Annotated in this window: 22 protein-coding genes; 17 read left to right on the top strand and 5 right to left on the bottom strand. The window is 61.7% G+C overall.

Annotation, left to right across the window (positions count from 1 at the left end; genetic code table 11):
• Nucleotides 1-20: 20 nt before the first annotated feature.
• Genes SARO_RS17150 through bphC form a run of 5 tightly spaced genes read right to left on the bottom strand, consistent with a single transcriptional unit; the run spans nt 21 to nt 3,657 of the window.
• On the bottom strand, nt 21-614 hold the full coding sequence (locus SARO_RS17150) for a 2-hydroxychromene-2-carboxylate isomerase (protein ID WP_010891032.1): 594 nt from the start codon (nt 612-614) through the stop codon (nt 21-23).
• Nucleotides 611-1,873 carry an aromatic ring-hydroxylating dioxygenase subunit alpha gene (locus tag SARO_RS17145; RefSeq protein ID WP_010891031.1) on the bottom strand — a complete coding sequence of 421 codons (1,263 nt, stop codon included), beginning with the start codon at nt 1,871-1,873 and terminating at the stop codon, nt 611-613. The genes SARO_RS17150 and SARO_RS17145 overlap by 4 nt, the downstream gene beginning before the upstream one ends.
• A 24-nt stretch (nt 1,874-1,897) precedes the next feature.
• Nucleotides 1,898-2,386: an aromatic-ring-hydroxylating dioxygenase subunit beta gene (locus SARO_RS17140; protein WP_010891030.1), complete on the bottom strand. Its 489-nt coding sequence runs from the start codon at nt 2,384-2,386 to the stop codon at nt 1,898-1,900.
• Complete coding sequence (locus SARO_RS17135) at nt 2,386-2,712, bottom strand: non-heme iron oxygenase ferredoxin subunit (RefSeq protein WP_010891029.1); 327 nt, start codon at nt 2,710-2,712, stop codon at nt 2,386-2,388. Before SARO_RS17135 ends, SARO_RS17140 begins: the two co-directional genes overlap by 1 nt.
• A gap of 45 nt (nt 2,713-2,757) precedes the next feature.
• On the bottom strand, nt 2,758-3,657 hold the full coding sequence (gene bphC, locus SARO_RS17130) for a biphenyl-2,3-diol 1,2-dioxygenase (protein ID WP_010891028.1): 900 nt from the start codon (nt 3,655-3,657) through the stop codon (nt 2,758-2,760).
• A gap of 230 nt (nt 3,658-3,887) precedes the next feature.
• On the opposite strand from bphC, the gene SARO_RS17125 reads away from it, so the two are divergent.
• The 17 genes from SARO_RS17125 (at nt 3,888) to SARO_RS17045 (ending at nt 18,717) form a co-directional block, all read left to right on the top strand.
• On the top strand, nt 3,888-5,303 hold the full coding sequence (locus SARO_RS17125; protein ID WP_010891027.1) for a Rieske 2Fe-2S domain-containing protein: 1,416 nt from the start codon (nt 3,888-3,890) through the stop codon (nt 5,301-5,303).
• Nucleotides 5,303-5,797, top strand: coding sequence for an aromatic-ring-hydroxylating dioxygenase subunit beta (locus tag SARO_RS17120; RefSeq protein ID WP_010891026.1), 495 nt, complete (start codon nt 5,303-5,305; stop codon nt 5,795-5,797). Before SARO_RS17125 ends, SARO_RS17120 begins: the two co-directional genes overlap by 1 nt.
• A complete protein-coding gene (locus SARO_RS17115; protein WP_010891025.1) occupies nt 5,781-6,773 on the top strand; it encodes a PdxA family dehydrogenase in 993 nt (330 codons plus the stop codon). The genes SARO_RS17120 and SARO_RS17115 overlap by 17 nt, the downstream gene beginning before the upstream one ends.
• Before the next feature lie 10 nt (nt 6,774-6,783).
• Entirely contained in the window at nt 6,784-8,064 is a 1,281-nt protein-coding gene (locus tag SARO_RS17110; RefSeq protein ID WP_010891024.1) for an aromatic ring-hydroxylating dioxygenase subunit alpha, read from the top strand.
• The gene (locus SARO_RS17105) at nt 8,061-8,549 is read left to right on the top strand and encodes an aromatic-ring-hydroxylating dioxygenase subunit beta (RefSeq protein WP_010891023.1); all 489 of its coding nucleotides are present in this window, start codon (nt 8,061-8,063) and stop codon (nt 8,547-8,549) included. Before SARO_RS17110 ends, SARO_RS17105 begins: the two co-directional genes overlap by 4 nt.
• Nucleotides 8,550-8,590: 41 nt before the next feature.
• Nucleotides 8,591-9,196 carry a glutathione transferase GstA gene (gene gstA, locus SARO_RS17100; RefSeq protein WP_010891022.1) on the top strand — a complete coding sequence of 202 codons (606 nt, stop codon included), beginning with the start codon at nt 8,591-8,593 and terminating at the stop codon, nt 9,194-9,196.
• A gap of 169 nt (nt 9,197-9,365) precedes the next feature.
• Nucleotides 9,366-10,217 (top strand): alpha/beta fold hydrolase, encoded by an 852-nt coding sequence (locus tag SARO_RS17095; protein WP_010891021.1) that lies wholly within the window; start codon nt 9,366-9,368, stop codon nt 10,215-10,217.
• A gap of 18 nt (nt 10,218-10,235) precedes the next feature.
• A complete protein-coding gene (locus SARO_RS17090) occupies nt 10,236-11,159 on the top strand; it encodes a catechol 2,3-dioxygenase (protein WP_010891020.1) in 924 nt (307 codons plus the stop codon).
• Between the two features lie 2 nt (nt 11,160-11,161).
• Nucleotides 11,162-11,593, top strand: a complete 432-nt coding sequence (locus SARO_RS17085) for a GlcG/HbpS family heme-binding protein (RefSeq protein WP_010891019.1) — start codon at nt 11,162-11,164, stop codon at nt 11,591-11,593.
• A 39-nt stretch (nt 11,594-11,632) separates the two neighbouring features.
• Entirely contained in the window at nt 11,633-13,117 is a 1,485-nt protein-coding gene (locus tag SARO_RS17080; protein WP_011906647.1) for a 2-hydroxymuconic semialdehyde dehydrogenase, read from the top strand.
• A gap of 4 nt (nt 13,118-13,121) precedes the next feature.
• Complete coding sequence (locus tag SARO_RS17075) at nt 13,122-13,916, top strand: fumarylacetoacetate hydrolase family protein (RefSeq protein ID WP_010891017.1); 795 nt, start codon at nt 13,122-13,124, stop codon at nt 13,914-13,916.
• Between the two features lie 22 nt (nt 13,917-13,938).
• Nucleotides 13,939-14,877, top strand: coding sequence for an acetaldehyde dehydrogenase (acetylating) (locus SARO_RS17070; RefSeq protein WP_010891016.1), 939 nt, complete (start codon nt 13,939-13,941; stop codon nt 14,875-14,877).
• Nucleotides 14,874-15,905, top strand: coding sequence for a 4-hydroxy-2-oxovalerate aldolase (dmpG, locus tag SARO_RS17065; protein WP_010891015.1), 1,032 nt, complete (start codon nt 14,874-14,876; stop codon nt 15,903-15,905). The genes SARO_RS17070 and dmpG overlap by 4 nt, the downstream gene beginning before the upstream one ends.
• Before the next feature lies 1 nt (nt 15,906).
• Nucleotides 15,907-16,677, top strand: coding sequence for a 2-keto-4-pentenoate hydratase (locus SARO_RS17060; RefSeq protein WP_010891014.1), 771 nt, complete (start codon nt 15,907-15,909; stop codon nt 16,675-16,677).
• A 1-nt stretch (nt 16,678) separates the two neighbouring features.
• Nucleotides 16,679-16,921 carry a 2-hydroxymuconate tautomerase gene (locus SARO_RS17055; RefSeq protein ID WP_010891013.1) on the top strand — a complete coding sequence of 81 codons (243 nt, stop codon included), beginning with the start codon at nt 16,679-16,681 and terminating at the stop codon, nt 16,919-16,921.
• Nucleotides 16,911-17,192, top strand: a complete 282-nt coding sequence (locus SARO_RS17050) for a 2Fe-2S iron-sulfur cluster binding domain-containing protein (RefSeq protein ID WP_010891012.1) — start codon at nt 16,911-16,913, stop codon at nt 17,190-17,192. Before SARO_RS17055 ends, SARO_RS17050 begins: the two co-directional genes overlap by 11 nt.
• Nucleotides 17,193-17,211: 19 nt before the next feature.
• Entirely contained in the window at nt 17,212-18,717 is a 1,506-nt protein-coding gene (locus tag SARO_RS17045; RefSeq protein ID WP_010891011.1) for an aldehyde dehydrogenase family protein, read from the top strand.
• Nucleotides 18,718-18,738 lie beyond the last annotated feature (21 nt).

The raw sequence follows: 18,738 nt of genomic DNA, 5'->3' as shown, positions 1-18,738 counted from the left end.
CCCCTATGTAACCGAATTGCTTATTTTGAATTGTTCAAATACTCGGCAAGAAAATCCAATCGGTCATTTCCCCAGAAAATCTGGTCGTCGACGAACATCAGCGGCGCACCGTACACGCCGCGCTGGATCGCCTGGCTCCGGGCCTTGCGATATTCGTTCTGGCCGGCGGGCGATTCGACGAAAGCGATCAGCGCCGCGGGATCAAGCCCCGCTGCTATCGCGCATGCGGCCAGTTCGTTGCGGTCGCCGGGATCGATCCCCTGGCCCCAGATCCGGCGGTAGGCATCGGTCACAAATGCCTCGGCCTTACCGTGCTCGCGGGCGAACAGCACCGCGCAATTCCAGTCTGCGCAAGCGAAGCTGGCTGGAAAGGTGAGGGGCACTCCATAGCGCTCGGCCCAGCGCTCAAGGTCTGCCTTCATGACCTTGATCTTGGGCAATACCTCGCGATTGGACGGGCCATAGTTGCCGGCGGCAATTTTGGCTTCGGGAATGTCGATCGGCCAGTAATCGACCGTGCATCCCGCTGCCCGCGCGATCTCCGGCAGCTTGAGCTGCGCAAGGTAGCTGAACGGGCTGATGAAATCGAAGTAGAAGTCGATCGTGCGGGTCATGTCGGCTCCACCTCAAAGCCGACCATTTCGCGATAATTGTCCCAGAAGCCGATGATCGCGCCCTCGGTGACGAGATGGTCGGCATCCTCGGCCCGGCCGCCACCCATCGCGATGTAGGACGTCGCGCTTGCCTCGCCGACGATGGCGTTCTGGACGATTTCCACCGCTTCGCCGTCTTCCATCGAAATGAGCCCGGCGGGGCCGATCAGGTTGGCTTGCTTGAGCCGGATGGCCTGCATTTCCGCATCGTCGTCCTGGTAGCCGAAATGGGTCCAGACGAGCTCGAATTCATCCGGCCCGTAGGTCACCGTCTGGCGCACCGCGAGAGTGTTCTGGATCTGCTGGAGGACCAGGTTGGGGTAGACCGCGAGGATCACCAGCGTAACATTGTCCGCGAATTCCTGCCGACCTTTCAGCAGCGACATGTCCTGCAGCTTGAATTCGGTGTCGAAGGTGCGGGAATCGCCATAGGCCTGCTTGTCGGCGGCATCGTCGTTGCTGGCCGCGATCGAATAGAGCAGCGAGTGGCGTTTGTTGGCATCCATCAATGCCTTACCTGTCTGGGTCGAGCGATAGAGACCGAACGTGTTGTGAAACAGGTGCAGCAGGCTCGCGTGGTAGGGATCGCGGGTGTTCTCGGCGTAGAGCTTCCAGTTCCCGCGGATCCGCTGGCGCTGGTCGCCCAGCACGGTGATCGGCTTGCACATGATCCGCTCGATCTGCTCGACCACGATCGGGCCGAGGAAATCGCGGCAGGATTCGACAGTTTCGGAGAATGAGGCAAACACCAGACCGCCAACGGATTCGGTGCGCAGCTGGCGAAGATTGTGCTGGGACATGTCGAAATCGCCCGGCATCCCGCCCTGTCCCTTGAGGCCGCGGCGGAAGGGTACCCCGATCAGGTTCCCCTTCAGATCGTAGGCCCATTGGTGGTAGACGCATTCCAGGCTTGCGCGGTTGCCGCGCATTTCGCGGCAGACCAGGGCGCCGCGATGGGCGCAGCGATTGACCACGACATGCAACGAGCCGTCGCTGTCGCGCGTGAGGATCACCGGTGTTTCGCCCACGAAGGTCGATTTGAAATCACCCGCCTGCGGAACTTCAGCCTCAAGTCCGACGAAGGACCAGCAGTTACCCTTGAAAATGTTCTCCTGTTCGCGATCGTAGTACTGGCGATCGGTGAAAACGCGGTACGGAACCCGGCATCCTGCAGTGGACGGGGCTTGATCCAAGGCGTCTGTTTGCTGGGGAATGGACATAATTGGGTGCTTTCAACTTTGCAGCTAGATCGGGCGGACCATCATCGTATCGATGAGGTGGGTGTCGAAGATCGCGGTCTTGGAAAGGAAGCGCGGGGCAGCCCCGGAAACGTCGATTTGATCGACATATTTTCCGGAATTGTAGATCGACGTCTGACCGTCGTTGCGCGTCATCAGGACCACATAGTTGGTCTGTGTGGTGACGATCTGCCCGCTGGTCGACTTCACGCGGGTCGGACCGAGAATATGCCGGTAGCTGTGCGCGGGAAAAATATTGGCGCGGCGCAAAGAGACGATGCGATCGACCAGCATGCCGCGGCTGTCGCAGAACACCGCAGCCAGGTTCAGTGAACGATTGTGGTTCTCCGCTGAGATCACACTGTACTGGCACTTTTCTTCAAACAGGTCAGGCCATTCTTCCAACCGGTCGTCATCGATCAGTTCCGCATGAAGCGCATTAAGTTGCGCAGCGGCATGCTGAAACTGCATCTGCTCAAGGGTGGGAAGGCCCATCATGCTGCTCCTTCGGGCTTCGTGATGCAGACCCAGCCATCCTCGATTTCGACCGGATAGGACGCGATCGCCACCTGGCAGGGAAAGGCCTTGGCTGCGCCGGTCTTGATGTCGAACGAGCCGCCATGGAACGGACACTCGATGATGTCGCCATCCTGATATCCGTCGGTCAGCATGGCATTGCCGTGGGTGCAAAGATTGTCGGTAACGAAAATCTCGCCATCGACATTGTAGACGGCAAGGGCGGGCATTCCCTCTGCGAATGCCGCAACCGGCTCGCCGTCCTTCACGCTGGCAGCTTCACAGAGTCGCAATTTGTTTGACATGGTTGACCTGTTGTCCTGTCAAGAATCGAGCAAAATGGGCGATTGTCAGAGCAGCGGAATGTCCATCCCGTAGCCAGCCGCCTCGTTGCCATGGCCGAAGATGTCGCGGGTGTAGTATTCCTGCTGGCCGGTCGAGTGGCGGGCGCCCCAGCCGAACTCCCACAACCAACCCGACGGATTGGCGCAATAGAAGGTCAGGGCCTGATCGTTGGCGTGCTTGCCAAGCTGCAGCGCTACATCGATCTTCTTCCCGCGCACAATGTCGTGAGCCATGCCGAGATCGTCGAGATCGGTGTATTCGAACATCAGGTGGTTGATGCGCTTTTCCATCGGTCCGAGGCCGAAGGCGACCGAGTGCTGGCGCTCGTTGCAATGCATGAAATAGGGCTGGGCGACCATGCCGTTGGGCAGGTGGAGATGGTATTCAACCGACCCGCGCAGGCCGAGCAGTTCATAGAACCGGGCCGCCGCCTCGACATCGTCCTGGCGCAGGATGCAGTGCCCGATCCCTTGCGAGCCGGTCAGGAACTTGCCGAACATCGGACGGCCAGGATGAAACGGCTTGTGCGTATCGACCTGGGGGCCGAAGAAGATCTCGGTCGGGTTGCCGCCCGGATCGGCCAGCTTGAGCAGCCCGAGAACCCGGCGTTCGCGCGCCTCGGCTTCGGTGCCCACGGTGAAGGGGATTCCCGCCGCGCTCAGCTTTTCCTGCATCGCGGCGAATTCCTGCGGCCCGGCCACGCGCCAGCCCATGTAAGCCAGGTCATCGCTGCCATCAGCGTGCAGAACGATGCGGTGATGCCAAAGGTCCATTCGCAGATAGAGCCGATCCCCTTCGCCTTCATCGACGACTTCCATGCCGGCGACTTCGGCGGCGTAAGCGCGCCAGGCAGCGAGATCGGAAACGGAAAGACCAAGATAGCCGAGTTCGGTGACGACCGACATAGTTCAAACTCTCCCAATTCACCCCAAAACGGGGTCATTTTGCGATTTGCTGGCCGCCTTGCTTCGATTCAAGCCGCCGGTTTCAGCCATTTCTGACTCATTACCTACCAGAACGTTTTTCATTGTGCAATACGTTGCACGAAATGATGGGATGAGGTAATAGCCGTGTGCGATCTGCGGTTGATTCGCGGAGGTATTGGGTGCCCGACGCACAGAACGGGAGAGGATCGATGGAACTCACTGAGAAAATCGGCGGCAGGATTGCCGACTTGCAGGGCTTGAAAGAGCGCATGCGCGCTTGGCTCAAGAAGGATCACGAGCGCGGGATCTTCCAGCTGGACCGCGCCGCTTTCACCGAAGCTGCGCTGTTTGAGCTCGAGATGAAGTACATCTTCGAGCGGAACTGGGTCTACCTCGCGCACGAGAGCCAGGTTTCCAAGCCGAACGATTTCATCACCACGAAAATCGGCCGCGTCCCCATCCTTGTGACCCGCGACAAGTCCGGCGATGTCGGCGCCTTCGTGAATGCCTGTTCGCACCGTGGCGCGCGCCTGTGCCGCGAGCGGGCCGGCAACAAGCGCAACCACATGTGCCCGTTCCATGGTTGGACGTTCTCGTCCGGGGGCGACCTGCTGGACGTCACCGATGAGAGCATCGGGGGCTATCCGGAGGCATTCAATCGCGCTGATTTCGGGCTTCAACCGGTCGCCCGGGTGGAAAGCTACCGCGGCTTCATTTTTGCCAGCCTCTCCGCCGATGTCGTCCCGCTGGTCGATCACCTCGCCGGCGCGCGGGATTTCATCGATATCCTGGTGGACCAGTCGAAGTCCGGCGCAATGGAAGTTTTGCCCGGAACCAACCGCTACCGCTATCACGGCAACTGGAAGATGCAGGTCGAGAACGGGCTCGACGGCTATCACGTTATGACCACGCACGCCAACTACTTCATGACGGTTCAGCGCCGCGTCGAAGGCATTTCGAAGAACGAAACCAAGGCGATTAGCTTCAATGGCTTCACCGCGCGCGATGGCGGGTCGTTCTCGTTCCACAACGGACACACGGTGTTGTGGGCCGACTATGCCAACTTCATGGATCGCCCCAATTTCGAGATCATCGACTGGCTCGAAGAGTCCTACGGCGCCGAAAAGGCCAAGTGGATGAACAAGCGCATCCGCAACCTGCAGCTGTTTCCCAACGTCTTCCTGATGGACCAGACCAGCACTCAGATCCGCATCATCCAGCCGCTGGCGGTGGATGAGACCGAAGTCAGCACGGTGTGCATCGCCCCGGTCGGCGAAAGCGCCGAGGCGCGTGCCCTGCGGCTGCGTCAGTATGAGGATTTCTTCAATTCGACCGGCATGGCGACCCCGGACGACCTGACCGAATTCAACAACTGCCAGACCGGCTATGGCGCCGGCGAAGGCCGCTACAACGAGATGTCGCGCGGTTCGACGCGCTGGGACACCGGCCCGGGCAAGTTCGGCGAGCCGCTCGATTTCAATGTGGTGCTGAGCAGCCCGGCGGTTGCCGACGAAGGCCTCTATGTGGCGATCCATGACGAGTGGCTCACGCTCATGGAAAAGGCCATCGACAGCGAGTGCAGCGAGCTTGCCGCCTTCCTTGAGCGTTCGCTGGAGAAGGCATGATGACCGCATTCCATTCGCGCTGGCTGGCGGTTTCCCGCTTCATCGGTCAGGAAGCCATGGCGCTTGACGACAAGGACTGGGATGCCTGGCTGGCGCTCTATCACGAAGAGGCGGAATACTGGGTTCCAGCCTGGGACGATCACGAACGGCCGACTGCGGATCCGCAGAACGAAGTCTCGCTGATCTACTATCCCAACCGGGGCGGGCTTGAGGATCGGGTGTTCCGGATCAGGACCCGGCGCTCGGCGGCGAGCACGCCGCAGCCACGCACGGTTCACCAGTTCTCCCTGCTGTCTGCTGAGGAGAGCGATGGCCAGGTGCATGCGCGGACGTCTTGGACCACGGTTTCGGTGCTGGAAGGCAAAGTCGCCACTCTCAGCGGGTGGGCCTTCTATGATCTCGAACCTCGGGATGATTCGTTCGTGATCCGCCGCAAGAAGACGATTGTCGTCACCGATCTGTTCCAAGAAGTAGCCGATGTCTACAGCCTCTGAGCGGGTGCGCCCCGTCGTGGGGACGATGATCGGTGATCCCGCCGGGATCGGACCCGAAGTGGCTGTCAGGGCGCTGGCCGACGGTGCCGTACACACGGATTCGATCCCCGTGCTGGTCGGGTCTGCTGCGGCGGTAGAGCGGGCGCTCGATTTCACTGGCACCAAGGCACGGCTGCGGGTGATGCGCGGCTTCGAAAAACCCAGCGACGATCCCGCGATCATCGACGTCATCGATACCGGCGCGCTGCCCGATGGCGTTCTGCCCCTGGGCGAGGACACCGAGGCCGCCGGGCACGCCACCGCGCAATGGCTGGATGAGCTCGACGCGTTGGCCCGCGACGGTTCTTTCGCCGCCACGATCATGGGGCCGATCAGCACTGGTTCGCTTAAACTGGCCAAGAAGCTCGACAGGGTCATCAGCCCGACCCCGGGCGAAAGCTATCTGGTGCTGCTGACCGGGCCGCTCAGGGTTGCGCATCTCACCGACCACATGTCGCTGCGGCAAGTGATCGACGTTATTTCAGCCGATCTCGTCGCCACGGCGGTGGGGCAACTGCACGAGGCCATGCAATCGTGGGGCATCGCCCAACCGCGGATCGCGGTTGCCGGTCTCAACCCACATGCCATGGGCGACGAGGATCGCCTTGAAATTGCGCCTGGGATTGAAGCGGCGCGGGCAAGGGGCATCGATGTCGAAGGGCCTATCGCGCCTGACTCGGTCTTCCGCCACTGCATCGAGGGTCGCTACGACATGGTCCTGGCGATGTTCCACGATCAGGGCCACATCGCGGTCAAGACCTGGGGCTTTTCGGGCAACAGCGTGATCATCATGGGGCCGCCGTACCTGCACATGTCGGTGGCCCATGGCACCGCCTACGACATCGTCGGTACCGGCAAGGCCGATGCCGCGATGATGCTGAGCGCGATGCGCACTTGCGGACGACTCGCTTCGGGCCGCGGTTTCGAACAAGCTTAGGGAGAAGACCATGAACGCCGAAACCATGCCCGTCGCCGCGGGGTCGGAGCCGACTGCGGTCGATTACGCAGTCTATCACAGCCAAGCGATCTTCACTGCCGAACAGGAAAACATCTTTCGCGGACAGACCTGGTGCTACCTCGGCCTCGAAGCCGAGCTGGCCAACAGCGGCGATTTCCGTTCGACCCATGTCGGCAATACTCCGGTGGTGGTGACGCGGGCAACCGATGGCACCATCCATGCCTGGGTAAATCGCTGCGCCCACAAGGGCGCAACCGTGTGCCGCTCGCTGCGTGGCAACCAGGCCGACGGGGCGTTCGTCTGCGTCTATCACCAGTGGGCCTACGACGCGACCGGTGCGCTTGTCGGCGTGCCGTTCCGGCGGGGGCTGAAAGGCGTGGGCGGCTATTCGAAGGAATTCAATATGGCCGAGCATTCGCTGGAGCGGTTGCGGGTCGAGACATTCGGCGGCCTCGTGTTCGGCACCTTCAACTCGACCATCGCCCCGCTCGACGACTTTCTGGGTCCAGTGATGCGCAAATACATTCAGCGCGTCTTCCAGCGCCCGGTCAAGGTTCTGGGCTATGCGCGGCAGTTCATGGCCGGCAACTGGAAGCTCTATTCGGAAAACAGTCGTGACAGCTACCACGGCGGTCTGTTGCACCTGTTCTATCCGACTTTCGGCATCTACCGCCAGAGCCAGGAAAGCGCGGGTCTGGTTTCGGACGAGGGCTACCACACCGTCTTTACCGTGTCTAAGCCCAAGGGCGATGTCGACTACGGCTCGTTCGGTGACGAGGCCAACCGCGAGATGCAGGGTGAGGCCAAGTTGCAGGACGAGCGCCTGCTGGCATTCCGCCCGGAGATCGCTGATGATGTCGGACTGCACATCCAGTCGATCTTCCCGTCTGTCGTTGTCCAGCAGATCCAGAACACCCTCGCCACCAGGCAGATCGTGCCCCACGGGACCGACAAGACCGAGCTGGTCTGGACCTATTTCGGCTATGCCGACGATGACGATGAAACGACTCGCCACCGCCTTCGCAACCTCAACCTGGTTGGACCGTCTGGGTTGATTTCGATGGAAGACGGCGAAGCGGTCGAACTGTGCCAGCAGGGCACGATCGGTGCCGAAGGCAAGCGCAGCTTCGTCGAGATGGGCGGGGACGATGTCCGACCGTCATACGCCCCGATGGGTATGGATGAAAATTCCGTGCGCGGGTTCTGGAAGGGCTATCTCGGGCTGATGGGCAATGCCTTGGCCGATCTCGCAGCGGAGGGCCGGGCATGAGCGTTGCAGCCGAAGTAGCGCAAGTCGCGCAAAGTGCGATCGACGATTTCAACGCGGCTTACGGGCTTTGCCTTGATGATGACCGGCTCGAGCAATGGCCCACGCTGTTCGTTGACGATTGCCTGTACCAGGTGATCGCGCGCGAGAATGTCGATAACGGCTTGCCCGCAGCTGTGATGTATTGCGACAGCAAAGGGATGCTGGCGGATCGGGTTGTCGCGCTGCGCAAGGCAAACGTCTTCCCCGAACATTTCAACCGGCACCTGATCGGGCGTGCGGTGATCACCGGCGTGGAAGGCGACCAGGTTTCTGCTGAAGCCAGCTATGTCGTCTTCCAGACCCGTAACGATGGTGAAACGCGCATCTACAATGCCGGCAAATATGTCGATCGGTTTGATCTTAGCGGTGGAACCGTTCGACTGAAAAGCCGGACCTGCATCTATGACACGCTGCGCATCGCCACGCTGTTGGCGACCCCGATCTGAGCCAATCCCCAATTTCCTGTTTTCCCAGAAGGAGACTATCCATGAAGCTGTTCATTAGCCCTGGTGCCTGTTCGCTCGCTCCGCATATCGCCCTGCGCGAAACCGGCGCCACTTTCGATGCGGTGAAGGTCGATCTGGCGACCCGCAAGGTCGAGACCGGAGACGATTTCCTGACGGTCAACCCGTCGGGCAAGGTTCCGGCGCTGACCCTCGACAGCGGCGAAACCCTGACCGAAAATCCCGCGATCCTGCTTTACATCGCCGACCAGAAGCCGGAAGCCGGCCTGGCGCCGCGCGACGGCACCATGGACCGGTACCGCCTGCTCAGCCGGCTGAGCTTCCTGGGTTCGGAGTTTCACAAGGCCTTCGTGCCCCTGTTTACGCCCGGCACCAGCGATGAAGCCAAGGCAGCCGCTACGACCGCAGTCAAGAATCACTTGACCGCGGTCGATAAGGATCTCGCCGGCAAAGAGCACTATGTGGGCGCCGATTTTAGCGTGGCCGACATCTATCTGTTCGTGATGCTGGGCTGGCCTGCCCATGTCGGGATCGACATGAGCGCCTATCCCGCGCTGGGCGCCTATTGCGGTCGGATTGCTCAGCGGCCTGCGGTTGGGGCGGCCTTGCAGGCCGAAGGTCTCATCTGATCGAAGAGCGCGGGGCGCCGGCGATTGCCGTCGCCCACGTCGTTCTTCATTTGCAAATGCGTTTCAAATAGTGCAATGGATGAGGCTGCTGGCGACAGAGACGGCGATTCGGCGTCCAGGTCCAGCCGAATGCAAAATCATCGAGGCGGGAAAGGATCGGAGGGCTACCATGGCACGCTCGACTTTGGACACGGCACGTCCGGAAATCGGTAGGTCGCTGGTTGTCGGCGGAAGCTCGACCAATTACCACGACGTCGGCGAAGGCGACCCGGTGCTGCTGGTCCACGGATCGGGCCCCGGTGTGACAGCCTGGGCCAACTGGCGGCTGAATATGCCGATCCTCGCCGAGGATTTCCGGGTCATCGCGCCCGACATGTTCGGCTTCGGCTATTCGGACAGCAAGGGCCGGATCGAGGACAAGCAGGTCTGGGTCGATCAGCTCGCCGGCTTTCTCGACGGTCTGGGCATCGACAAGGTTTCGATCGTCGGCAATTCTTTCGGCGGCGGGATCACGCTGGCGTTCATGATCGCCCACCCCGATCGGGTGGAGCGCGCCGTTCTGATGGGACCTGCAGGGCTCAACTTTCCGATTACCCCTGCGCTCGACAAGGTCTGGGGCTATGAACCCTCGGTCGAGGCGATGCGCGAATCGCTCAAGTACCTTGCCTGGGATCACAGCCGCCTGACCGAGGATCTGATTCAGTCGCGCTATGTCGCCAGCGCCCGGCCCGAAGCACATGAACCCTATCATGCAACGTTCGGCGGCGCCGACCGCCAGGCCAACGTGGCGATGCTCGCCAGCCGTGAGGAGGACATCGCCGCAATCGCGCACGAAACCCTGATCCTGCACGGGATTGCCGATCAGGTGATCCCGCTCGATTCTACCGTACGCCTCGCCACGCTGATGAAGCGGGCCGATCTGCATCTGTTCGCCGAATGCGGACACTGGGTGCAGATCGAGCGGATGGCAAGTTTCAACCGGATGGTTGCCGAGTTCTTTAGGAATGGTCTCAAAGGCTGAACGGAAAGGAGTGTCGACATGGCTCTAACTGGTGTAATTCGTCCTGGCTACGTGCAGCTCAGGGTTCTCGACCTCGATGAGGCTATTGGCCATTACCGCGACCGGATTGGTTTGAATTTCGTCAATCGCGACGGCGACCGCGCCTTTTTCCAGGCGTTTGACGAATTCGATCGGCACAGCATTATCCTGCGCGAGGCCGACCAAGCCGGGATGGACGTGATGGGCTTTAAGGTCGTCAAGGATGCCGACCTCGACCATTTCGCGGAGCGCCTGCTCGATATCGGCGTCCATGTCGATGTGATCCCGGCCGGATCGGACCCCGGTGTGGGTCGCAAGATCCGCTTCAACACGCCAACCCAGCACGTGTTCGAACTCTACGCCGAAATGGAACTGTCGGCCACCGGCCCGGCGGTCAAGAACCCCGATGTCTGGGTGGTCGAACCGCGCGGCATGCGTGCCACCCGATTCGATCACTGCGCACTGAATGGCGTGGACATCTCCGCATCCGCAAAAATCTTCGTCGATGCGCTGGATTTCTCGGTTACCGAGGAGCTGGTCGATGAAGGCAGTGGGACGCGCCTCGGCATCTTCCTGAGCTGCAGCAACAAGGCGCATGATGTTGCCTTCCTCGGTTATCCCGAAGACGGCAAGATCCACCACACCTCTTTCAACCTCGAATCCTGGCACGACGTCGGCCATGCAGCCGACATCATCAGCCGCTACGATATTTCGCTCGATATCGGGCCGACGCGTCACGGGATCACCCGCGGCCAGACGATCTACTTCTTCGATCCCTCGGGTAACCGCAACGAAACCTTCAGCGGCGGTTACATCTATTATCCCGACAATCCGCAGCGCATGTGGCAGGCAGAGAGCGCCGGCAAGGCGATCTTCTACTACGAAAAGGCGCTGAACGACCGCTTCATGACGGTGAACACCTGATCATGGACGGGGTGGTTTCGGTCCGGACGGTAGGCCACGAACTGGCGCTCAAGGCAGCGGCTGCCGCCGTTGCCACGGGTGCGGCGGCGGGCTGTCCGGTCGTTGCCGCGGTGGTCGGCGCCGGGGGAGATCTGGTCGCGTTCGTCCGCGCCAGCGGCTCCCCTTCGCCATCCGCAAAGATCGCGCAAGATAAGGCTTACAGCGCCGCCAGCTTCCGCGTCCCGACGCCGGATCTCTATGCGATGGTTTCCGGCAATCCGGCCCTGCGCGACGGAATCGTCGCGCAGCCGGGATTAGCAATGTTCGGCGGCGGCCTGCCGATCGAAATCGCCGGTGTATTCGTCGGTGCGATCGGTGTTTCCGGCGGGAGCGAAGCGATGGACGTCGAATACGCCAACGCCGGTCTCGCTGCGATCGGCGCAAGGCAATTCTGACGCACCATGGCCTCCGGCCAACTTAGGTATTATGCACCAATGACCTCAACTTCCTCCTCTCCGGTCACCGAAACTATCCTGAACTTCATTGACGGTTCCTATCGCAAAGGTAGCGAGGGTAAGTCGTTTCCCAACGTCAATCCGGCCACCGGCACCGCGATCGGGGTTGTGCACGAAGCAAGCCAGGCCGACGTCGCAGACGCCGTGGCTGCGGCCAAGGCAGCGCTTACCGGGCCATGGGGCAAGATGACCACGGCCGAGCGGGTCAAGCTGATCGCCGCCGTGGCGACCGAGATCGAACGCCGAGCGGATGATTTCCTGGCTGCCGAAGTGGCCGACACCGGCAAGCCGCGCCATGTCGCGTCCCATATCGACATTCCGCGCGGGGCCGCCAACTTCCGCATGTTCGCGGATGTCGTCTCGACAATGCCGGGCGAAAGCTTCAACACATCGACCCCCGATGGCGGCCAGGCGCTCAACTATACCGTGCGCAAGCCCAAGGGTGTGGTCGCGGTGGTCTGCCCATGGAACTTCCCGCTGCTGCTGATGACCTGGAAGGTTGGCCCGGCGCTGGCCTGCGGCAATACCGTGGTGGTCAAGCCGTCCGAGGAAACGCCTCGGACTGCTGCCCTGCTGGGTGAAGTAATGAACGCGGTGGGCATGCCCAAGGGTGTCTACAACGTCGTCCACGGATTCGGTCCGGGTTCGGCCGGCGAATTCCTCACGTCCAACCCCGATGTCGATGCCATCACCTTCACCGGCGAGACCGGCACCGGACAGGCGATCATGCAGAAGGCCGCGATCGGCGTTCGCGACATTTCGTTCGAACTCGGTGGCAAGAACCCGGCGATTGTGTTCGCCGATGCCGACCTCGACAAGGCGGTCGAGGGTCTGTCGCGCTCGGTCTTCCTGAACACCGGGCAGGTCTGCCTCGGAACCGAGCGGGTCTATGTCGAACGACCGATCTTCGACGCCTTCGTGGCGCGGATGGCGGCGGCGGCGCAGGGCTTCAAGCCGGGCGTGACCGGTGATCGCGCCTATCTCGGCCCGCTGATCAGCGCCGAGCACCGCGAGAAAGTGCTGGGTTACTATCGCCGTGCGGTCGAGGACGGGGCCACCGTGGTCACCGGCGGCGGCGTTCCCGAAATCTCGGGTGCGGAAGCCGGTGGCTTCTTCGTGGAACCGACGCTGTGGATCGACGTCGCCCACGGCGATACCGTGATGCGCGAGGAAATCTTCGGACCGTGCTGCGGTATCGTGCCGTTCGACAGCGAGGACGAGGTGATCGCACTTGCAAACGATACGGTTTACGGCCTGTGCGCCTCGATCTGGACCGAAAACATGTCCCGCGGACACCGCGTGGCGGCGGCGATGGACGTGGGGGTGTGCTGGGTCAATTCCTGGTTCCTGCGCGATCTGCGCACGGCTTTCGGCGGGTCCGGCCATTCCGGCATCGGCCGGGAAGGCGGGGTGCACAGCCTCGAATTCTACACCGAGATCACCAACATTTGCGTGAAGCTGTAAGACGATGACAATCGACTCCAAGACTATCGAACAAGCGGCCTTGGCCCTGCGCGGCGCGGCCGAAACGGGGAAGCCTGTCAGCCCGATCCGCGACCTGATTTCGGCTGGTGGCGTCGAAGCCGCCTATGCCGTGCAGGAAGCCAACACCAAGCACTACCTCGCCAATGGACGGCGCCTGGTCGGCCGCAAGATCGGGTTGACCTCGATCGCGGTCCAGCGCCAGCTTGGGGTGGATCAGCCCGACTATGGGATGCTGTTCGCTGACATGGACGTGCCGGAAGGCATCCCGGTGTCGCTCGACCAGGTGATCCAGCCCAAGGTTGAGGCCGAGATTGCGATCGTCGTTGGGCGGGATTTGCCCCACCCCGACATGACGACCGCCGAAATGATTCGCGCGGTCGAATATGTCGTTCCGGCAATCGAGATCGTCGACAGCCGCGTCGCAAACTGGGACATCAAGATCTGGGACACGATCGCCGATAATGCCTCGAGCGGGTTGTTCGTGCTCGGCGCGGTGCCGCGCAAGCTCGACGGGCTCGATCTGCGCAGCTGCGGCATGGTCATGGAAGCCAAGGGTGAGCCGATTTCGGTCGGTGCCGGGATCGCCTGTCTGGGCAGCCCGATCACCGCCTCGCTGTGGCTGGCGCGGGTGATGGCCAAAGCGGGGCGTCCGTTACTCGAAGGCGATGTAATCCTGTCGGGCGCGCTCGGGCCGATGGCCGGGGTTGCGCGCGGCGATGTTGTCGAAGCCCGGATCAACGGACTCGGAACGGTCCGCGCCGCGTTCGCCGCTGACTGAATTCAAATTGGAGGCTGGTCAAATGGCCAAGATGAAGTGCGCAATTATCGGCTCCGGCAATATCGGGACCGACCTGATGATCAAGCTGCTCAAGGGTTCGGATACACTGGAGCTAGCGGCGGTTGTCGGGATCGATCCGGCCTCCGAGGGGCTGGCGATGGCCAGCGAACGCGGCGTCCCGACGACTCACGAAGGAATCGAGGGCCTGTGCCGGATGCCGCAATATGCCGATATCGGCATCGCCTTCGATGCGACCTCGGCCTATGCGCACAAGGCGCACGACGAAATCCTCGCCCGTGACGGCAAGCTGATGGTCGACCTTACCCCGGCCGCGATCGGCCCGGCGACCATTCCCCCGGTCAACCCGGCGGTCGATGCCGCGGTGCGCAACATCAACATGGTGACCTGTGGCGGGCAGGCGACGATCCCGATCGTCGCGGCGGTCTCGCAGGTCGCCAAGGTGCACTACGCCGAAATCGTCGCGTCGGTTTCGTCGCGCTCCGCCGGTCCCGGCACCCGTGCCAACATTGATGAGTTCACCCGCACAACGGCGCGGGCGATCGAAACTGTCGGCGGCGCGGCCAAGGGCCGGGCTGTGATCATCCTTAATCCCGCCGAACCGCCGATGATCATGCGTGATACGATCTTCACGCTGTCGGAAATGGTCGATGAGGACAAGGTGCGCGATTCGGTCCTGGCTATGATTGCAAGGGTGCAGTCGTACGTGCCGGGCTACCGGCTCAAGCAGGAAGTACAGTTCGAACGCTTTGGCTCGAACCGGCCGCTCAAGATCCCCGGCTACGGTGAATTCGAAGGACTCAAGACCAGCGTGTTCCTCGAGGTCGAGGGCGCGGGCGATTATCTGCCCAACTATTCCGGCAACCTCGACATCATGACCGCTGCCGCCAAGGCGGCAGGCGAGAGCCTGGCCAAGACTCATATGGAAAAGACCGCAGCATGACCTTTGATCCAACATCTGATCGGCTCTACATCCAGGACGTGACCTTGCGCGACGGGATGCACGCCATCCTGCATATGTATGGCACCGACAGCGTCCGCACGATCGCTAAGGCGCTTGACGAGGCAGGGGTGGATGCGATCGAGGTCTCGCACGGCGATGGCCTGAACGGTTCGACCTTCAATTACGGATTTGGCGCCCATACCGACTGGGACTGGATCGAGGCTGCCGCCGACGTAATCAAGAACGCGGTGCTGACAACGCTTCTGGTGCCCGGTATCGGCACCGCCGAAGAACTCAAGCGGGCCTATTCGATGGGAGTGCGCTCGGTCAGGGTCGCGACCCACTGCACCGAGGCCGACGTCGGCAAGCAGCACATCGGCATCGCGCGCGATCTAGGCATGGACGTATCGGGCTTCCTGATGATGAGCCACATGATCGAGCCCGAGGCGCTCGCCCAGCAGGCGCTGCTGATGGAAAGCTATGGCGCGCATTGCGTCTATGTCACCGACAGCGGCGGGGCGCTCGACATGGATGGCGTGATTGCACGTCTCCAAGCCTATGACCGGGTGCTCAAACCTGAAACCCAACGCGGCATCCATGCGCACCACAATCTGTCCCTGGGCGTGGCCAATTCGATCGTCGCCGCGCAAGCCGGCGCGGTGCGGATCGACGCGAGCCTTGCCGGGATGGGTGCGGGAGCCGGTAACGCACCGCTCGAGGTGTTCATCGCCGCCGCCAACCGCAAGGGCTGGAAGCACGGCTGCGACGTGATGGCGCTGATGGACGCGGCGGACGACATCATACGCCCGCTTCAGGACCGTCCGGTGAGGGTCGATCGCGAGACGCTCAGCCTGGGCTATGCAGGCGTCTATTCAAGCTTCCTGCGCCATGCGGAAAAGGCAGCGGAACAGTACGGAATCGATACCCGCGAGATCCTCGTCGAATTGGGCAACCGCCGGATGGTCGGAGGCCAGGAAGACATGATCATCGACGTTGCACTTGATCTGATCAAAGCCAAGGCGAACTGAGATGGACAGGCTGGCGAAATACGCGGAAATGCTCGACTCTGCACAGCGTAAAGCAACAGCTACCCCGCAAATCACCCCTGTGGACACCGCTTTCACGGTGGAAGAGGCCTATCAGGTGCAGAAGCTCTCGGTCGATCGGCGCCTGTCGCGCGGCGAACGGCGCATCGGCGTCAAGATGGGGCTGACCAGCCGGGCCAAGATGTTGCAGGTCGGCGTCGACGAAGTGGCTTGGGGCAGGCTGACTGATGCGATGCTGGTCGAGGAAGGATCCGCCCTTTCGCGCGCGCGCTACGTCCACCCCCGGGTCGAACCGGAAGTCGCCTTTCTGATGAAGGCCCCGCTGGTCGGTAAGGTGACTGCTGCCGCTGCGCTGGCAGCAGTCGAAGCGATCGCCCCGGCGATGGAGATCATCGACAGCCGTTACGAGAACTTCAAGTTCGCGCTCGAGGACGTGATCGCCGACAACACTTCCTCGTCGGGGCTGGTGATCGGATCCTGGCACGATCCCCGGATCGATTTTTCGAATCTGGGCGTGATCCTCGAAATCGATGGCGAAGTGGTACAGGTCGGGTCGACCGCGGCGATCCTTGGCCACCCCATCCGTTCGCTGGTTGCTGCGGCCCGGCTGGTTGCCGAAGCGGGCGAACAGATCAACGCCGGTGACATCGTCATGGCTGGCGGCATCACCGCCGCGCCCAACCTGGCTCCCGGCCAGACCGTGCGGACGACCGTGCAGAACCTTGGCGCGGTCATGTTCCAGGTGGAGGCCTGATATGCCGATCATCGAGGTCAACCTGTTCGAAGGGCGCCCGCCAGAAGCCAAAGAGCGGCTGATCAAGGCTCTGACCGATGCTGCCATCGATGCGATCGGGGCCCCGCGTGAGTCGGTTCGCGTCATCCTTCGCGAGATGGCCCCGGCGCATTTCGCGGTAGGGGGGCTAAGTTTTGCTGCGAAGGCCGCCGCCGCCGCCGCCGCGCAACCCCGGGTCGAAGAAGATTGGTCGAATGAGAACTGAGACCCACCAGATCCGAATCGTCGGAGGGGGGCAGTTCGCGTGCCCCGAGGGTGAACGCGTGCTGATCGCGATGGAGCGGAGTGGTGGCAACGATATCGGAGTGGGCTGCCGCGGCGGTGGTTGCGGGTTTTGCGTGGTTCGAGTCGTCGAGGGCGAATACCGGACCGGCAAAATGAGCACGGCCAAGGTTTCTGTCGCCGATCAGGCAAAGGGATACGTCCTGGCCTGTCGGCTCTATCCTTTGAATGACCTGGTCATCGAAATTGGATGAAAACTAAGGGAGAATTGTGATGGCTACGCAGTTGAGAAGTGCAGAAAACGAATACGGGATCAAGTCCGAGTACGGCCACTATATCGGCGGCGAGTGGATCGCCGGGGACAGCGGCAAGACCATCGATCTGCTCAATCCCTCGACCGGCAAGGTGCTGACCAAGATTCAGGCCGGCAACGCCAAGGATATCGAACGCGCGATTGCCGCCGCCAAGGCGGCGTTTCCCAAGTGGTCGCAGAGCCTGCCCGGCGAGCGCCAAGAAATCCTGATCGAGGTTGCGCGTCGTCTGAAGGCACGCCATTCGCACTATGCCACCCTCGAAACGCTCAACAACGGCAAGCCGATGCGCGAATCGATGTATTTCGATATGCCGCAGACGATCGGGCAGTTTGAGCTGTTCGCCGGTGCCGCCTATGGCCTGCACGGCCAGACGCTCGATTATCCCGACGCGATCGGCATCGTCCACCGCGAACCGCTCGGCGTCTGCGCGCAGATTATCCCATGGAACGTGCCGATGTTGATGATGGCGTGCAAGATCGCGCCCGCGCTGGCCTCGGGCAACACTGTCGTTCTGAAGCCGGCCGAAACGGTCTGCCTTTCGGTGATTGAATTCTTCGTGGAAATGGCTGATCTGTTGCCGCCGGGTGTGATCAACGTCGTCACCGGCTATGGCGCGGACGTGGGCGAGGCGCTGGTCACCAGCCCCGATGTCGCCAAGGTGGCCTTCACCGGTTCGATCGCCACCGCGCGCCGGATCATCCAGTATGCCTCGGCCAACATCATCCCCCAGACGCTCGAGTTGGGCGGCAAGTCGGCGCACATCGTGTGTGGCGATGCCGACATCGACGCGGCGGTGGAAAGCGCGACTATGTCGACCGTGCTCAACAAGGGCGAAGTCTGTCTGGCCGGTTCGCGCCTGTTCCTGCACCAGTCGATCCAGGACGAGTTCCTGGCCAAGTTCAAGACCGCGCTTGAAGGCATCCGCCAGGGCGACCCGCTCGACATGGCGACCCAGCTTGGCGCCCAGGCATCGAAGATGCAGTTTGACAAGGTGCAAAGCTACCTGCGCCTGGCCACCGAGGAAGGGGCCGAGGTCCTGACCGGCGGCAGCCGCTCGGATGCCGCAGATCTGGCCGATGGCAATTTTATCAAGCCGACCGTGTTCACCAACGTCAACAACTCCATGCGGATCGCGCAGGAAGAGATCTTCGGACCGGTTACCAGCGTCATCACCTGGAGCGACGAAGACGACATGATGAAGCAGGCCAACAATACAACTTACGGCCTCGCTGGCGGCGTCTGGACCAAGGACATCGCCCGAGCCCACCGGATTGCGCGCAAGCTCGAAACTGGCACGGTCTGGATCAATCGCTACTACAACCTGAAGGCCAACATGCCGCTGGGCGGTTACAAGCAAAGCGGCTTCGGGCGTGAATTCAGCCATGAAGTGCTGAATCACTACACCCAGACCAAGTCGGTGGTGGTCAACCTCCAGGAAGGTCGCACCGGAATGTTCGATCAGTGATCGGCAAGCAACGATCATTGG

This window comes from Novosphingobium aromaticivorans DSM 12444 (assembly GCF_000013325.1).
Lineage (GTDB): Bacteria > Pseudomonadota > Alphaproteobacteria > Sphingomonadales > Sphingomonadaceae > Novosphingobium > Novosphingobium aromaticivorans.
The sequence above is the reverse complement of the archived record's forward strand: the minus strand, read 5'-3'. Positions and strand labels throughout refer to the sequence as shown.

What these genes read in the sequence shown, in the direction of transcription:
- gstA (WP_010891022.1), top strand. Translation starts at nt 8,591, where the DNA reads ATGAAGCTGTTCATTAGCCCTGGTGCCTGTTCGCTCGCTCCGCATATC.
- dmpG (WP_010891015.1), top strand. Translation starts at nt 14,874, where the DNA reads ATGACCTTTGATCCAACATCTGATCGGCTCTACATCCAGGACGTGACC.
- SARO_RS17105 (WP_010891023.1), top strand. Translation starts at nt 8,061, where the DNA reads ATGAGCGTTGCAGCCGAAGTAGCGCAAGTCGCGCAAAGTGCGATCGAC.
- SARO_RS17055 (WP_010891013.1), top strand. Translation starts at nt 16,679, where the DNA reads ATGCCGATCATCGAGGTCAACCTGTTCGAAGGGCGCCCGCCAGAAGCC.
- SARO_RS17140 (WP_010891030.1), bottom strand. Translation starts at nt 2,386, where the DNA reads ATGGGCCTTCCCACCCTTGAGCAGATGCAGTTTCAGCATGCCGCTGCG.
- SARO_RS17060 (WP_010891014.1), top strand. Translation starts at nt 15,907, where the DNA reads ATGGACAGGCTGGCGAAATACGCGGAAATGCTCGACTCTGCACAGCGT.
- SARO_RS17075 (WP_010891017.1), top strand. Translation starts at nt 13,122, where the DNA reads ATGACAATCGACTCCAAGACTATCGAACAAGCGGCCTTGGCCCTGCGC.
- SARO_RS17110 (WP_010891024.1), top strand. Translation starts at nt 6,784, where the DNA reads ATGAACGCCGAAACCATGCCCGTCGCCGCGGGGTCGGAGCCGACTGCG.
- bphC (WP_010891028.1), bottom strand. Translation starts at nt 3,657, where the DNA reads ATGTCGGTCGTCACCGAACTCGGCTATCTTGGTCTTTCCGTTTCCGAT.
- SARO_RS17135 (WP_010891029.1), bottom strand. Translation starts at nt 2,712, where the DNA reads ATGTCAAACAAATTGCGACTCTGTGAAGCTGCCAGCGTGAAGGACGGC.
- SARO_RS17045 (WP_010891011.1), top strand. Translation starts at nt 17,212, where the DNA reads ATGGCTACGCAGTTGAGAAGTGCAGAAAACGAATACGGGATCAAGTCC.
- SARO_RS17050 (WP_010891012.1), top strand. Translation starts at nt 16,911, where the DNA reads ATGAGAACTGAGACCCACCAGATCCGAATCGTCGGAGGGGGGCAGTTC.
- SARO_RS17080 (WP_011906647.1), top strand. Translation starts at nt 11,633, where the DNA reads ATGACCTCAACTTCCTCCTCTCCGGTCACCGAAACTATCCTGAACTTC.
- SARO_RS17070 (WP_010891016.1), top strand. Translation starts at nt 13,939, where the DNA reads ATGGCCAAGATGAAGTGCGCAATTATCGGCTCCGGCAATATCGGGACC.
- SARO_RS17125 (WP_010891027.1), top strand. Translation starts at nt 3,888, where the DNA reads ATGGAACTCACTGAGAAAATCGGCGGCAGGATTGCCGACTTGCAGGGC.
- SARO_RS17145 (WP_010891031.1), bottom strand. Translation starts at nt 1,873, where the DNA reads ATGTCCATTCCCCAGCAAACAGACGCCTTGGATCAAGCCCCGTCCACT.
- SARO_RS17095 (WP_010891021.1), top strand. Translation starts at nt 9,366, where the DNA reads ATGGCACGCTCGACTTTGGACACGGCACGTCCGGAAATCGGTAGGTCG.
- SARO_RS17150 (WP_010891032.1), bottom strand. Translation starts at nt 614, where the DNA reads ATGACCCGCACGATCGACTTCTACTTCGATTTCATCAGCCCGTTCAGC.
- SARO_RS17090 (WP_010891020.1), top strand. Translation starts at nt 10,236, where the DNA reads ATGGCTCTAACTGGTGTAATTCGTCCTGGCTACGTGCAGCTCAGGGTT.
- SARO_RS17085 (WP_010891019.1), top strand. Translation starts at nt 11,162, where the DNA reads ATGGACGGGGTGGTTTCGGTCCGGACGGTAGGCCACGAACTGGCGCTC.
- SARO_RS17120 (WP_010891026.1), top strand. Translation starts at nt 5,303, where the DNA reads ATGACCGCATTCCATTCGCGCTGGCTGGCGGTTTCCCGCTTCATCGGT.
- SARO_RS17115 (WP_010891025.1), top strand. Translation starts at nt 5,781, where the DNA reads ATGTCTACAGCCTCTGAGCGGGTGCGCCCCGTCGTGGGGACGATGATC.